Raw genomic sequence first — 13782 nt, 5'->3', positions numbered from 1 at the left:
AACCGCCATTAATGAACAAAATGGTCGAGAAATCCTGGGTTTAAAAGTAGATCACGCTGAGAGCTATGAGGCTTGGCAAAGATTTTTTCAGTACTTACAATCTCGTGGTCTTCAATCACCTAAACTAATCATATCTGACGCACATAAGGGCTTAAAAAAGGCTATTACCGAAGAATTTGTGGGGACTACTTGGCAACGCTGCTCCGTGCATTTTAAACGTAATATCTTTAATCATTTGCCAAAAAAAGACATGGATGACGTAAAAATTGGCTTAAAGAGAATATTTGACGCTGTAACAATTGAGGATGCTAGAGAATTTAAAGAGGAATTTGTGAAGCATTTTGCAGAAAATCCAAAACTAGATAAGGCAATATCGACGTTAGAAGATGGCTTCGAAGATGCCATTCAATACTTAAACGAACCTTCGAAATATCACCTTTATATTCACTGTACAAATTCATTGGAACGATTAAATCAAGAGGTTAGGAGAAGGGAACAAGTTATAAGGATTTTTCCCAATACACAGTCAGCGTTTAGATTAATAGGGGCACTTTTAATGGATATTGCAGAACAACAAGCAAACAAAAAAATAAAGGTAGGGAATACTCCATACCAAAGAAATTAGATGATAAGTTGTTTTAGGTATGTTGGACGGCCTAATTTCGAATTGACATTGAGCCTCCGCGGGCATGATGTAAAGCCAGGAAGCCAGGAGTTTAACAACCCCTGGCTTGCCCTCCAGGCTATCATGCCCGCCACTCAATGTAAATTCGAAATAGTGTAGTCCACTTATTATAGTTTTGATTATGTCGAAGTTTATTGTTGACACTTTTTACACAAAATTCAGGACTTGACTCATGCTTTGTCCTTCATTTCCTTGATGAAGGACTTTTTTATCGTAGTCCAACCATGTTTTGTCCTTCATTCCCTTGATGAAGGACTTTTTTATCGTTTTCCAACTATGTTTCGTCCTTCATTCCCTTGATGAAGGACTTTTTTATCGTTTTCCAACTATGTTTCGTCCTTCATTCCCTTGATGAAAGACTTTTCAATCGTTTTTCAAACATGTTTTATCCTTCATTCCCTTGATGAAGGACTTTTCAGTCTTTTTTCAAACATGTTTTGTCCTTCATACCCTTGATGAAAGGGAATTCCTATTTTCACCAACTGGATATTGTAACTCATCCCCATTTTCACAGCAATTTCAGGATTTCCTTTTCTAATTCGTCTTCCTCTACTGGTCCCATTACTTTTCTTCTAATCACACCATCTGAATCTATGAAAAAGCTTGTTGGATAGCCAATAATTGCATAATCATGAAAGACAGCTCCATTTTTATCTAGGGGGATTGGAAACGTCAGTTTGTATTCATCTACAAACTGACCCACATGTTTTGGGTCTTTTTCTGAAGTTGTCACATTGACAGCAAGGATTTCAAACCCATCTTTTTTATATTTCTTATAAAGCTTCTCCATATGTGGCATTTCATCCTTACACGGCGGACACCAAGTTGCCCAGAAATTTAGAAGGACTGGCTTCCCCATAAACTCGCTTAGCTTGACTGGCTTCCCATTTAAATCAATTAGTTCGAAATCTGGTGCCCGTTTTCCTTCATTTAATCCAATTGGCAGCTCGCTAGCATTTTCTAGCTTCTCATATTTTTCTATTTTCTCAAGCTCATAATTGTTGTCGTTAAAAATAAATCGATCAGCAATGATTAACAGTACAATGACAATTGCAGCTCCCGCAATCCATTTCTTCATGCACACACCTCTTTAAGATGAATCCTATATGATCTATCATACATGACCATTCATCTAAAGACTAATATCATGCACCCGCATCTACTACTGTCCCCACTACAAATTATAAACAACCTATTTTCTACGACTGGTGAGTAGCATCAAGCCATTTCTATTAAAAAGTTACCCTTCCCAGAATAATATCTTTTTTCGAGTCATTTGAATTTATCATTCAATAATTTCTTTACTAATAAATTTTGCAATTTTCCATTCCCCATTTTCTTTGATTAGCTTATAGGTCTCAATGATTGTGTGTTCAGGATCAGAGCCCCGTGCAGGATAATGAAGCGTAGCACTTACAATCGTACCTTGTTCGGTTCCGCCGCTTTTTTCTTCAATCTTGATAACCTCCACTGGTTTCCAAGCCTTTTCAAACACTGTTATTATTTCTTCTCTGTCCCTTTTAAGGGAAGTGACCTTGTTATTTTCACTTGAATCACTATAAATTTCGACTTTTTCAAGTTTCTCTTTTTCTAGTGTGCTCAACATATCATAATAGGCATCAAAATCTTTGGTGGTATAAGCTTCAAAAAACTTTTCAACCCTTTCTTTAGCGGTGATTTCCATACTTTCTCCTGGTACATTATTCAATACTGGCAGGGTCAATATAGATATTACTAGGAGCGTGGCAATTAACACAAAATAATAGCTCCAATTTATTGGTGTTCTCCTCTTTGTTTGCCAATCATTTTCTATCTTTGTATTTATTTTATCAATCATCTGATTTTGTTCTTCTTGAGTAATGTTAATCCGATTCCCCAAAGATTTAAGTCCTTGATCATACTTGTCTGAATCAATTTGTTTCATTATTATATCCCTCCTTCTCTAACTCTTTTCTTAATGCTTTCATCCCTCTAAACAAATAAACCTTCACTTTGCTTTCTGTCCATCCTAAAATTTGTGCGGTTTCACTAATTGAAAACTCTTTAATCTTTCTAAGGATAATTACATCTTTATATTGACGTTTAATATTATTTAATGAATGATACAAGTCTTTTTCATATTCATTGGTCACCGCAATTTGCTCAGGTGTTTTTTCCTTCTTATTAAATCAATGGTTAAGTTTCTAGCTATTCTAAAAAGCCAACTCTTTACATTTTTTCCATCAAAGGAATCGTAATTATTGTATGCTCGTAAAAAAGTTTCCTGTAAAATATCTTTTGACTGTTCTCGGTCACCAATCATTAAAAAGACATACCTGAAAATGTCATTACTAAACTGGTAGTACCAATTATTAATTTCTTGCTTAATAATATTTGGGTCCAAAAACTTCCCTCCTTTCATTACACTTTAATAACGGATTGAAGTATCAGAAAGTTACAACATTTTTCATTTTCGAAAAATTCATTATCTACTTATAAAATGACTATAGAAAAATAAAGGTTTCCTATTCCTAATACAATATTTATTCACTAAACTGCATTGTAAGTTTAATTGAATCACTTCACACAGACCCTTTAATCAATATTCCTGATTCATTAATTCGCTCCACAATCTTACAGATATCAATAAGAAAGACGCATTTCCTGCTTCAGAAATGCGCCTTTTATAGAAAATCCGCTAATTATTTTGAGGAACGTTACCCATCCTCCTATTCACTTAACTTTATCTTCTTTTAACTTCCCCCTGGCTCTGAATCTTGATGAAACTACAATTTTCTTAGTGGAGAATTTTTGAGAGGATAGCAAGAATATTAATTTTTTCTTCTTCACATAAATTTTGTTCAAAGGATAGGACAGGTGTATTTGGGTCTTTTATATAATATTCCCATTCTAAAGGCATCAAGCCCTTTTGCAGCCTGCAGACCATTATTTGATTTTGGAAGAATTGATAATCCATATAAAGAAGTGTTCGTGTGACCACAATTGCTTCTCCACTGCTTGCAAATTCAAATTTCATATGTCTGTCATTACTCACATAGTGAATGATGTTAAGCAATTTTCCATCCTTATCCCTAATTTCTATCTTCCTTTTTTTATAATGAAAGATAGCGATTATATTATTTAATTCATCATAAAGACCATACCTTTTTTCAAAAAGCCTGTCCAAAAAACTAGGAAAAAACCATCTAATTAATTGAAGTTTTCTCTCTTTAAGCTCCCCTATTAATTTCCCTGTACTACTAAAAAACAGAATTCTTACAGAGGATGCGGGCAAAAAGTGAACAAGTATTTGTTCTGTATTTAAAAGTGATTGATTCATATATATAGCATCCAATGGTTTTTCAGTAAATCCCTTCGATCTCCGATCACAAACCAAATAATATTGATAACAAAAAAAGCTATACACAAGAAAGGGGAGAACAATCAAGACAAATCTTCCATCTTTGGCAATCATGATTCCATAAATGATTAAGAAAAAAGACGGAATCAGTGCAGCTAGGCTAACATTTAATGAAATGGATGCTGTTTTTCGGTAATATTGCTGTATATTCATAAGTAAAACTCCTAACTATGTAAGAAGGAAAACCCTTCCTGTTTAACTAAGAATATGCTATTAATTATTTAAATCTCTTCTATTCTATTAATAAACTTCCCCAAACATGATTTTTAGGAGGAAAAACATGAAAAAATTCATATATTTTTGCGGATTGCTGATCATCCCTCTAGTTATTATTTCAATTATTCATATCCAAATCGTTAAAACCGCGAACCAGACACCTCCTTCAAATATTCCGTACCTTATCGTTCTCGGTGCAAAAGTGAATGGGGAAGAAATGTCATTAAGTCTGCAGAATCGGGCAAAAACGGCACTTTCCTATTTAGAAGACAATCCAAACACCGTTGTTATTGTTACTGGAGGCAAAGGAAATGGAGAAGATATTACCGAGGCAGAAGCACTCCGTCGATTTTTCGCTGACCATAATATTAATGAGAAACGCATCCTGCTTGAAGATCGCTCCACTTCCACATATGAAAATTTAAAATACACAAAGGAACTTTATGATATTGATGAAGCTGTCATTGTAAGTAATGATTTTCATCTATTTCGAGCAGCCACATTCGCAAAAAAGGTGGATATCAAAGGATACCCTTTAGCTGCTGAAACCCCAAAAGTTGTGAGGGCAACACTTTATATCCGTGAATATGCAGCAGTCATTAAGATGATGCTATTTGGTTCATAAAATCCAAAAAAGCTATCGCGAAATAACGATAGCTTTACATTTTATTTTAGATATAATTGCTTACCAATTGAGGATTCTATCTTTATACTTTTTAGCATCTTCAAATCCCTGAAGATATAATTTTTCCAGCTTTCTAGGATCTCTTTCCATTCTCCCTACTTCTAAAGGTTCTTGAGGCTGAATGATTAAAACTCTTCCATTTCTTTCTTCTTCTTCAAGATAGCTAATCGTATCATTGTACTTTTGATAACGGCTAGCCAACGCTTGCTGTAATCCGTTATATTGCGGGTATTTTCTTTTAACAAGAAAATGGAATCTCGAAGGCTTCTTTCTATATCCTTTGTTTCTTGTTAATATAACTACGGAACGTTTGTAGCCATCACACTGAGCTTTTTTGATAGGGATCGGATCACTAATTCCTCCATCAAGCAAAATACGATTTTTAAAATACACTTCAGGGGCAATAAATGGCAAGGAGCTTGAAGCTCTGACAATTTTCAGCAGATCCTTTCCGTAATCCTTTCTTCCGAAATAAACCGGTTCCCCTGTTTGACAATCTGTCGTTCCTATCACAAATTCTGCATGATTATCGTAAAACTCATTAAAATGGTAGGGAACATACTTGTTAGGAATCTCATCAAAAATAAAATCCATCCCAAAAAATTGCCGGGACTTTATGAAGTTTCGCCATGAAATATAGCGAGGATCTGACACATACTCTATATTTACAATTTTGTTTCGGCCCTTTTGTTTTGATAGATAGGAAGCAGCAACACCAGCACCGGCGGATACACCGATCACATAAGGGAAATGTATTTCCTGCTCCATGAAATATTCAAGAACCCCAGCTGTATAGACACCACGCATCCCTCCTCCTTCCAAAACAAGTCCAATATTATTCATCACCGATCGTCTTCCTCTCATTCATCATTTTCGATTATTATCTTACCAAAACTTCTCAGTGAGAGGATAAGAATATGCTTAAACTTTCCGTGGACTTAAGCAAGTTCTCTTCGACGAAATATGGCAATGCTCCCCCCTATTAAAAGACACATTCCGAATGCGGATAAAATAATCGCTGACCAAGCCTCTGAAGAGATTGAACCAGTCATTATACAGGTACTTGCATAGGAAAGTAATTGAGCTGGACTCCATTCAAACCATTTCGAAAATGTCCCGCTTATCACGATTAATAAGATAACAGCTGCGAACGAAAGAAATCCGACTGCACCTGGTGATTTAAGAAATGAGTTAAAGAAAACCGTAATCGTAAGAACAAAAGAGAGCCATAATCCGTATATGAAAAACGATTGGATAAAATCTAAAAAAGGAATCGTGTCAAAAAGGATGCTAACATAATACCAGGATACAAAATACCCGATGAAATATGATATCCAAAGTAATAGCATGGCCCCAGCCCATTTTGCAGTTACAAATGCCATATAGGAAACAGGCTTTACTAATATTAACCCTGCTACACCGCTTTTTCTTTCGCCAGCAATCATCCCCATGGAGGTTAAGATAATAACAAGCAATCCTAATGTATTATATTGACTTAATGAAGCAACTAATACCTCTTCTGCAGATGGTACGGGCAATTCAATTACTGCACCTTCAGGCAAATTACCAAGAGAATCAATAATTTGCGGCATATAATAAGCAGTAATCGGTTCTGTTACTGCAATTAAAATAAATACGATGGGAACCCATACCCATTTAAAATTTCTTATCATTTCAAGCAGTTCTTTATTAAGCAAGGTCATCCATTGATTCATTTCTCCACCACCCTCATGAATACTTCTTCCAAACTGGTACGGCTAATTTCAAACTTCAAAAGCGGAAGGTTTTTTTCAGCAATAACCTTCAGAAAGCCAGTTTTAGCAAGCTCTATATCTTTGACAAAAAAACTAATTTTATTCCCCACAATGGCATGTGATTGAACGTTTACAAAAGCAGTGAGCAGTTCCGCATAACTGGCTGCATCCCCCTTAAACTCAAGGTCTATTTTTGCCTGCTGATGCTTATCACGCAGCTGTTCCATCGACCCTGCCTCTACTAATCTTCCATTATGAAGAAAAAGGATTTCATCGCATACCTCTTCGGCATCATTTAAAATATGTGTTGAAAAAAGAATCGCAGTTTCCTTTTTCAGCCTTCCCATCAATTCAAGTACTTCCCTTCGGCCAAATGGATCAAGTGCCGAGACAGGTTCATCTAGAATTACTAATTTAGGGCGGTGAATAATCGCTTGAGCAATCCCTAATCTTTGCTTCATCCCACCAGAATATTTCCCAATTCGGCGATTTTTTGCTTCTTCAATACCAACTAATTTCAATAATTCCTGTGCTCTCATTTTTGATTCTTTTTTTGATAAACCTGACAGCTTCCCAGCATATTCTAAAAACTCTCTTCCAGTCATCCATTCATAAAAAACCGGGTGTTGAGGAAGATAGCCAATTAAATGCCGAAAATCCTCTCCTTTCTGAGAACCTGAGAAGAAGATTTCCCCAGCTGTTGGTTTTATTAGTCCTGAAAGCATTTGTAATGTGGTCGTTTTACCTGCCCCATTTGCCCCTAGCAATGCAATACATTTATTATCCATTAGTTGGAAGTCCAGCCCTTTAATTACCTCATGCTTTTGAAAACTTTTCTTTAAGTTCTTTACTTGAACAACTGACATCAATTATTCCTCCTTCCTATTACAAAATAAATGATGGGACCGATAATATTTACTAACAAGATGACTAGAACCCAAATCCACTTTGGTCCATTTACTTTTTCAATACGGATTAAATCAATAATGGCAATAGCCATTAGGATTAACTGAATCAAAATAATTGGTGCAACAATTGGTATAATAACCTCCCAATTTACCTGTGAAAGTTCCATTTCAAGAATCCTCCTTTGCTTTTTTCCTGTGTAATTACCTATTAGACGCACAAGTTTCAATTTCGTTCAAAAAAAAAATCCCAGAGATAAATTCTCTAGGATTTTTCTAATTATCGAATAAGTCTGAAGACGAGAGGAAATCGATATTCCTTCCCTTCATAAGCTTTTACAGCCGCAATAATCGTAAACACAAATGCTGCCACACCAACTGCCCAGATGGTAATAAAACCGATTAGAATAAACATCAGAAATACACTAATGATGGAGTATACACTATAAGAAATAATAAAGTTAAAATACTCTTTTCCATGATAGTTAATATACTCTGACTCATCCTTCTTTAACAGCCAGATGACTAGTGGTCCAATAATGGTTGTAAAGAAACTTGTAACGTAAATAGCTGTAGCCAGCAACCTTTCATCATTTGATGGCATGTTCATTCCCCCTTTTCATTCGAAAACTTCCTTAAGTATTTCCAACATATATATGAATCTAGGATGAGTTCTCTTATGATATTATGTACGCTCTAACTTGAAGAAAGTTTCATACATTTTGGGAATTTAAAAATTCCTTTCTCTTTTTGCTTACCTAATTTCAGTTCTTGTTTAGGACAACTTGAATAAAATTGGTAAAGACAACCTATATTCAAATATGAAGAGGATGATGGAATTTGATGTCTAAATTAGAAGCTTTAATTCTTGGGATCATTCAAGGACTGACAGAATTTCTGCCAATATCAAGTACTGGCCATTTATATTTAGGCCGGCATTTATTTGGTCTGGATAATGCAGGTTTATTTCTTGATACGATGCTTCATGTTGGAACCCTGCTCGCCGTTCTTGTCGTTTATAAAAACGAACTCTTTCAAATATTAAAGAATCCTTTTGGGAAACTTTCCATGCTTCTTATTATTGGAACAATTCCAGCTGTTATTGTTGGCTTTCTATTTAGTGACCTATTCGATTCCATTTCAAAAACAGGCGTTACCATTGGGTGGGAATTTTTAATTACAGGTTTCATTTTATGGTTTGCGGACAGCATCAAAAACGGAAGAAAGAAGATGGAGACAATTAGTTATGGGGATGCTTTATTTATTGGAACCTTTCAAGCAGCAGCTATTTTTCCTGCTATTTCAAGATCGGGTCTTACAATTGCGGCAGGATTAATCCGAAAATTAGACAGAGAGACGGCAGCATATTTTTCCTTTCTGCTTTCCATCCCAGCAATCGCAGGGGGAATTATCCTCCAATTTGGAGAAATGGCAGCTGGACATATCGAGGCTATCTCAATTGGCAGCTTGTTTGTGGCAACACTTGCCTCTGCGATATTTGGCTACATAGCCGTTGTGTATATGATTAATTTTCTTAAACGGAAGTCTTTGAAAATATTTGCTGTTTATGTTTGGTTCTTAGGTTTTTCCATACTCATTTTACAGATGACAGGCATTTTTTAATTTTTATGGTAAAGGGGATAGGAAGTTGAAAGAGTTTTTCTTTTCTATATTCGAGATTTTGTCCCAGCTTGGTTACATCGGAATCGCACTTGGATTAATGATTGAGGTCATTCCTAGTGAAATTGTTCTCAGCTATGGAGGCTATTTAATCAGCTCAGGGAAAATTCACTTTTGGGGGGCACTCATCTCAGGTGTAATCGGAGGAACCATTGCCCAGCTTTTCCTTTATTGGATAGGTTTATATGGAGGGAGGCCATTTCTTGATAAATATGGTAAATTTTTATTAATCAAAAAATCACATTTAGACGCATCTGAGCAATGGTTTCAAAAATATGGAACCGGTGTCATTTTTACCGCACGCTTTGTTCCTGTCATCCGCCATGCAATTTCTATCCCAGCAGGAATTTCAAAAATGCCGCTGTCAACTTTCAGCATATATACGATGGCAGCCATGATCCCATGGACTGTATTATTCCTATTATTAGGAATTCAGCTGGGAGATCATTGGCGAGAAATTAAAGAATATGCAAAACCAGTAATCCTCCCTATTATTATCCTTGCTTTTACATCTATTGCCATTTACTTTCTTTATAAAAAAAAGACAGTAATTTAAATTTTTATTTCCTATCAATATAAGTCCTGTTAAAATAGTAAAAACAAATGATTACTGAGTAAGAAAGGGAAATCCATGACCAAAATCTTATTAAAAAATGCTTTTGTTCATCCAATAACAGCTCCAGCATTTCATGGAGATGTTTTAATAGAGACAGGGAAAATTTCGATGGTAAAGCATTTTATCAAGACTGATTCGGATGTTAAAATCATTGATTGTAATAATAGCTACCTGTTCCCTGGTTTCATTGATGTCCATACACATTTAGGCTTGTATGATGAAGGGACAGGCTGGGCTGGCAATGATGCAAATGAAACAGCCGAAGCTATGAGTCCTCATGTTCGTGCTATGGATGGCGTTTACCCTCTAGATCCTGCCTTTTCCGATGCAGTTAAGCATGGAATTACAACTGTTCATATCATGCCTGGAAGCGCCAATGTAATCGGAGGTACTACATCTGTTATAAAAACCGCTGGAAAGAATATTAAAAAAATGATTGTACAAGAAACGGCAGGATTAAAAATTGCTCTTGGCGAAAATCCAAAACGTATACATAGCCAAGGAAACAAGGATTCAATCACTCGAATGGGCATCATGGGAATGCTTAGAGAAGCTTTCTATGAGGCTAGTCAATTATATCACCCCGATTCTCTTAGAACCGCCCCCATTATGCAGGCATTAAATAGAGAAATCCCTGTACGTATCCATGCTCATCGTGCGGACGATATCATTTCAGCACTCCGTTTTGCAGAGGAATTTGATTTAGATTTGCGGATTGAGCATTGTACGGAAGGCCACCTCATAGCTGAAGAGCTCGCTGGGCTTAATTTAATGGTATCTGTCGGTCCGACATTAACAAGGCGTTCAAAAGTTGAGCTGAAAAATAAGACATGGAAAACGTATCAGGAGCTTACAAATAATGGTGTCGAAGTATCCATTACAACCGATCATCCTTATACACCTATTCAGTATTTAAATGTGTGCGCATCCATTGCAGTAAGGGAAGGGCTTTCTGAACAAAAAGCATTGGAAGGAATTACGATTCTGCCAGCAAAAAATTTGCGGATTGATCACCAGCTCGGAAGTATAGAGGAAGGAAAGGACGCGGATTTAGTCCTTTGGAGTCATCACCCGTTTCATTATCTTGCAAAACCAAAATGGACGATGATAAGCGGTATTTTTGAATATGAAAAAGCCTGAATTTTGTAGAAATTCGCTGTTGATTTTTGCCACAAAATCGCAATAAAAATAAGTAAAAAAACTATTTCCTTTTTTATTGTTTTTTAGTATTATACGATAGTGAAATCGTTTTTTAGCAAAATGAAGAAAACATAATATCGGTAACGATAGAATAGGGAAGGCAAATGGTGCGCCACCAGTCATACTGGTTCTAGTGGGTTCGATTCCCACCCCGAAATTTTTTAGCAACATACAAAAAATTTCGAGGGTGGACCGTATGCTCTATTTGGCATGGAGTAGGAACGTCCTCATAATGGAGGGATAACCTATGCTCAAGAAACGTGATTTCCAAGAATGCCATGAACTATATGATTTAATGACGCACCCTGATGTCTTTCCTTTTGTGCGCCAAAAAGCCTATTCCTATGATGAATTTGTTTTTATGACAAAACAAACGATAGAAGCAGAAGAACGTGGAGAACTTATTTCACGCACGATTCTTGATGAATGGGGATCTCCGATTGGGACGATCAATCTGTTTGATATTCAAGAAAATGCAGGCTTTTTAGGCACTTGGCTTGGAAAGCCATACCATGGAAAAGGTTATAATAAAATAGCTAAAGATGCCTTTTTTAATGAACTATTCTATGAAATTGGAATTGAAACTATTTTTATGCGGATTAGAAAAGAGAATATTCGTTCTCAAAAGGCTGCTGAAAAGCTCCCATATGTTATTTTTGCCAATGCAACAAGAAAAGCAATTTATGATCAGCTTAATGCAAATGGATCGATATATAATTTATATGAAATTCCAAAGGATTTATACACACTGGATGTTTTACGAAACGGCACTGCCGATGTTCAAGAAGCTTCACATTTATTAGAAGCATAATTTAAACATGAACCAAGCCAATTTTTTAATTAAAATTGGCTTTTTTTATTTAAAAGGCTGCACATAAATATGAGCAGCCTTAATCAGTAACATTCGATTCTAATTCATCTGCCCTATCACTAATTCCCATCTGTGACATTAAATCTTCCAGCTCTTCGTTTGTGAGTGTTTCAAAGCGCCCGTCGTGAAATAACACTTGGGTCTGGTTTGGATTAATTCTGTTTAAATGAAAGTTCATGCCCATCTCTCCTTTATTCATTCAATTTCCGGTGTTTTAAAAAGGACTATTTCGTTTATTAAATATATTTCACATATGAATATCATTTCATTCGTGATTTTTAAAAGTTCACATAATTGCAAAATTGTTTGTCTTTTCTCTGACATAATAGATAATAAAACTGATTTGAATAAAATATGCTATAATTTCATTTTGTAATGAATTAGAAAGAGGATAATAAAATGAATCAAACATTTACTAAAAAAGAAAAAATAAAGCAGCTGCTGATTATCTTGATTCCCATTCTCATTACTCAGCTTGCTATGTATTCAATGAGTTTCTTTGACACTACCATGTCTGGCCATTACAGTTCAAACGATTTAGCTGGAGTTGCCATTGGTTCTTCACTTTGGATGCCAGTGTTTACAGGTCTAAGCGGGATTCTCCTTTCCATTACTCCGATTGTTGCCCAGTTAATAGGCGGAAAAAGACGGGAGGAAGTCGCAAACTCTGTTATCCAAGGGATCTATCTTGCGGTGACAATGGCTATTATCGTCATTATTGTGGGTGGTTTTGTTCTAAAACCGGTCTTAAATGGAATGAGTCTCGAGACTAGGGTTTACGATACAGCACGTGATTATTTAATTGCATTAAGCTTTGGAATGATTCCTTTATTTATTTATAATGTTCTTCGGTCATTCATTGATGCACTTGGGAAAACACGAGTTACTATGATGATCACCCTGCTCACCTTACCGATCAATGTTATTTTTAATTATTTGCTCATCTATGGAAAGTTAGGATTTCCGGAACTAGGAGGAGTTGGTGCAGGCTATGCGACAGCAATTACATATTGGGTCATCACGGCTATTTCAATATTTATTATTCATAAGCAAATTCCGTTTTCCAGATTTGGGATATTTCAAACGTTTTATCGAATTTCTTTTACTAAATGGAAGGAAATTTTGGTCATTGGCATACCTATAGGGTTTTCTATTTTTTTTGAAACAAGCATTTTTGCTGCGGTTACATTGTTTATGAGTGAATATGACACAGCGACGATTGCTGCGCATCAGGCTGCATTAAACTTTTCATCTTTTCTTTATATGGTTCCACTAAGCATCTCTATGGCACTGACAATTGTCGTTGGGTTTGAGGTTGGTGCCAATCGATTAAAGCATGCGAAAGAATATAGCTGGATCGGCGTGTCTATCGCCGTCTTCATGGCTTTCGTCTGTGGAGTGATTCTCCTTTTCTTCCGCCCAGAAGTTGCGGGCATATACACGAAAGACCCTGTTGTCATTAAGTTGACTGCACAGTTTTTAATTTTCGCAATCTTTTTCCAGCTATCAGACGCCATTCAAGCCTCTGTTCAAGGAGCTTTACGGGGATATAAGGATGTCAACATCACTTTTATCATGTCACTGATTTCCTATTGGATTATTGGACTCCCAGTTGGCTATTATCTCGCAAACTATACAAGCTGGGGAGCATTTGGCTACTGGGTTGGATTAATTATTGGGCTGGCAGCAGGAGCTATCTGTTTATCAAGCAGGCTCATATTTATTCAGAGAAAAAGATTTAACGCAAAATCTGCTGTATAAAAAAGACTG

Annotated in this window: 18 protein-coding genes; 7 read left to right on the top strand and 11 right to left on the bottom strand. The window is 36.0% G+C overall.

Features of this window, described 5'->3' with window-relative positions; genetic code table 11:
* Positions 1-625 (top strand): IS256 family transposase (locus tag C1726_RS20940; protein WP_180968101.1); only part of this gene is annotated, 625 nt, incomplete at its 5' end.
* 568 nt (positions 626-1193) lie between these two features.
* On the opposite strand, the gene C1726_RS20935 is transcribed toward C1726_RS20940, so the two are convergent.
* The 5 genes from C1726_RS20935 to C1726_RS20920 all read right to left on the bottom strand — a co-directional run bounded on the left by C1726_RS20935 (position 1194) and on the right by C1726_RS20920 (position 4238).
* A complete protein-coding gene (locus C1726_RS20935) occupies positions 1194-1763 on the bottom strand; it encodes a TlpA disulfide reductase family protein (protein WP_102274923.1) in 570 nt (189 codons plus the stop codon).
* A 207-nt stretch (positions 1764-1970) separates the two neighbouring features.
* Positions 1971-2609 carry a nuclear transport factor 2 family protein gene (locus C1726_RS20930; protein ID WP_102274922.1) on the bottom strand — a complete coding sequence of 213 codons (639 nt, stop codon included), beginning with the start codon at positions 2607-2609 and terminating at the stop codon, positions 1971-1973.
* On the bottom strand, positions 2596-2817 hold the full coding sequence (locus tag C1726_RS26655; RefSeq protein WP_235822815.1) for an RNA polymerase sigma factor: 222 nt from the start codon (positions 2815-2817) through the stop codon (positions 2596-2598). Before C1726_RS26655 ends, C1726_RS20930 begins: the two co-directional genes overlap by 14 nt.
* Positions 2814-3068, bottom strand: coding sequence for an RNA polymerase sigma factor (locus tag C1726_RS26650; protein WP_235822814.1), 255 nt, complete (start codon positions 3066-3068; stop codon positions 2814-2816). Before C1726_RS26650 ends, C1726_RS26655 begins: the two co-directional genes overlap by 4 nt.
* A 393-nt stretch (positions 3069-3461) precedes the next feature.
* The gene (locus C1726_RS20920; RefSeq protein WP_102274921.1) at positions 3462-4238 is read right to left on the bottom strand and encodes a hypothetical protein; all 777 of its coding nucleotides are present in this window, start codon (positions 4236-4238) and stop codon (positions 3462-3464) included.
* Between the two features lie 127 nt (positions 4239-4365).
* Here C1726_RS20920 and C1726_RS20915 point away from each other — a divergent pair, with 127 nt between their 5' ends.
* Positions 4366-4926 (top strand): YdcF family protein, encoded by a 561-nt coding sequence (locus C1726_RS20915; protein WP_102274920.1) that lies wholly within the window; start codon positions 4366-4368, stop codon positions 4924-4926.
* A gap of 60 nt (positions 4927-4986) precedes the next feature.
* Here C1726_RS20915 and C1726_RS20910 read toward each other — a convergent pair whose 3' ends face one another.
* The 5 genes from C1726_RS20910 to C1726_RS20890 form a co-directional block, all read right to left on the bottom strand.
* On the bottom strand, positions 4987-5829 hold the full coding sequence (locus C1726_RS20910; RefSeq protein WP_180968322.1) for a patatin-like phospholipase family protein: 843 nt from the start codon (positions 5827-5829) through the stop codon (positions 4987-4989).
* A gap of 95 nt (positions 5830-5924) precedes the next feature.
* A complete protein-coding gene (locus C1726_RS20905; RefSeq protein ID WP_102274918.1) occupies positions 5925-6701 on the bottom strand; it encodes an ABC transporter permease in 777 nt (258 codons plus the stop codon).
* Complete coding sequence (locus C1726_RS20900; RefSeq protein ID WP_102274917.1) at positions 6698-7606, bottom strand: ABC transporter ATP-binding protein; 909 nt, start codon at positions 7604-7606, stop codon at positions 6698-6700. Before C1726_RS20900 ends, C1726_RS20905 begins: the two co-directional genes overlap by 4 nt.
* Positions 7606-7815 (bottom strand): PLD nuclease N-terminal domain-containing protein, encoded by a 210-nt coding sequence (locus tag C1726_RS20895; RefSeq protein WP_102274916.1) that lies wholly within the window; start codon positions 7813-7815, stop codon positions 7606-7608. Before C1726_RS20895 ends, C1726_RS20900 begins: the two co-directional genes overlap by 1 nt.
* A gap of 110 nt (positions 7816-7925) precedes the next feature.
* Entirely contained in the window at positions 7926-8249 is a 324-nt protein-coding gene (locus C1726_RS20890; RefSeq protein ID WP_407642050.1) for a DUF4870 domain-containing protein, read from the bottom strand.
* A gap of 239 nt (positions 8250-8488) precedes the next feature.
* Here C1726_RS20890 and C1726_RS20885 point away from each other — a divergent pair, with 239 nt between their 5' ends.
* The 4 genes from C1726_RS20885 (at position 8489) to C1726_RS20870 (ending at position 11952) form a co-directional block, all read left to right on the top strand.
* The gene (locus C1726_RS20885; RefSeq protein ID WP_102274914.1) at positions 8489-9268 is read left to right on the top strand and encodes an undecaprenyl-diphosphate phosphatase; all 780 of its coding nucleotides are present in this window, start codon (positions 8489-8491) and stop codon (positions 9266-9268) included.
* A 25-nt stretch (positions 9269-9293) separates the two neighbouring features.
* A complete protein-coding gene (locus tag C1726_RS20880; RefSeq protein ID WP_102274913.1) occupies positions 9294-9881 on the top strand; it encodes a DedA family protein in 588 nt (195 codons plus the stop codon).
* A 75-nt stretch (positions 9882-9956) separates the two neighbouring features.
* Positions 9957-11081 carry an amidohydrolase gene (locus C1726_RS20875; RefSeq protein WP_102274912.1) on the top strand — a complete coding sequence of 375 codons (1125 nt, stop codon included), beginning with the start codon at positions 9957-9959 and terminating at the stop codon, positions 11079-11081.
* 307 nt (positions 11082-11388) lie between these two features.
* Positions 11389-11952 (top strand): GNAT family N-acetyltransferase, encoded by a 564-nt coding sequence (locus tag C1726_RS20870; RefSeq protein WP_102274911.1) that lies wholly within the window; start codon positions 11389-11391, stop codon positions 11950-11952.
* 79 nt (positions 11953-12031) lie between these two features.
* On the opposite strand, the gene C1726_RS26320 is transcribed toward C1726_RS20870, so the two are convergent.
* Positions 12032-12196: a hypothetical protein gene (locus C1726_RS26320; RefSeq protein ID WP_216629096.1), complete on the bottom strand. Its 165-nt coding sequence runs from the start codon at positions 12194-12196 to the stop codon at positions 12032-12034.
* Between the two features lie 215 nt (positions 12197-12411).
* On the opposite strand from C1726_RS26320, the gene C1726_RS20865 reads away from it, so the two are divergent.
* Positions 12412-13773: an MATE family efflux transporter gene (locus tag C1726_RS20865; protein ID WP_102274910.1), complete on the top strand. Its 1362-nt coding sequence runs from the start codon at positions 12412-12414 to the stop codon at positions 13771-13773.
* The last annotated feature ends 9 nt before the right edge of the window (positions 13774-13782 follow it).

It is taken from the genome of Cytobacillus massiliigabonensis, from assembly GCF_900199725.1.
Lineage (GTDB): Bacteria > Bacillota > Bacilli > Bacillales > Cytobacillaceae > Cytobacillus > Cytobacillus massiliigabonensis.
Note: the sequence above shows the minus strand (reverse complement) of the source record. Positions and strands in the feature narration are given on the sequence as shown.

What these genes read in the sequence shown, in the direction of transcription:
- C1726_RS20935 (WP_102274923.1), bottom strand. Translation starts at nt 1,763, where the DNA reads ATGAAGAAATGGATTGCGGGAGCTGCAATTGTCATTGTACTGTTAATC.
- C1726_RS20915 (WP_102274920.1), top strand. Translation starts at nt 4,366, where the DNA reads ATGAAAAAATTCATATATTTTTGCGGATTGCTGATCATCCCTCTAGTT.
- C1726_RS20870 (WP_102274911.1), top strand. Translation starts at nt 11,389, where the DNA reads ATGCTCAAGAAACGTGATTTCCAAGAATGCCATGAACTATATGATTTA.
- C1726_RS20920 (WP_102274921.1), bottom strand. Translation starts at nt 4,238, where the DNA reads ATGAATATACAGCAATATTACCGAAAAACAGCATCCATTTCATTAAAT.
- C1726_RS20875 (WP_102274912.1), top strand. Translation starts at nt 9,957, where the DNA reads ATGACCAAAATCTTATTAAAAAATGCTTTTGTTCATCCAATAACAGCT.
- C1726_RS20930 (WP_102274922.1), bottom strand. Translation starts at nt 2,609, where the DNA reads ATGAAACAAATTGATTCAGACAAGTATGATCAAGGACTTAAATCTTTG.
- C1726_RS20890 (WP_407642050.1), bottom strand. Translation starts at nt 8,249, where the DNA reads ATGCCATCAAATGATGAAAGGTTGCTGGCTACAGCTATTTACGTTACA.
- C1726_RS20885 (WP_102274914.1), top strand. Translation starts at nt 8,489, where the DNA reads ATGTCTAAATTAGAAGCTTTAATTCTTGGGATCATTCAAGGACTGACA.
- C1726_RS20900 (WP_102274917.1), bottom strand. Translation starts at nt 7,606, where the DNA reads ATGTCAGTTGTTCAAGTAAAGAACTTAAAGAAAAGTTTTCAAAAGCAT.
- C1726_RS20865 (WP_102274910.1), top strand. Translation starts at nt 12,412, where the DNA reads ATGAATCAAACATTTACTAAAAAAGAAAAAATAAAGCAGCTGCTGATT.
- C1726_RS20895 (WP_102274916.1), bottom strand. Translation starts at nt 7,815, where the DNA reads ATGGAACTTTCACAGGTAAATTGGGAGGTTATTATACCAATTGTTGCA.
- C1726_RS26320 (WP_216629096.1), bottom strand. Translation starts at nt 12,196, where the DNA reads ATGGGCATGAACTTTCATTTAAACAGAATTAATCCAAACCAGACCCAA.
- C1726_RS20910 (WP_180968322.1), bottom strand. Translation starts at nt 5,829, where the DNA reads ATGAATAATATTGGACTTGTTTTGGAAGGAGGAGGGATGCGTGGTGTC.
- C1726_RS20905 (WP_102274918.1), bottom strand. Translation starts at nt 6,701, where the DNA reads ATGAATCAATGGATGACCTTGCTTAATAAAGAACTGCTTGAAATGATA.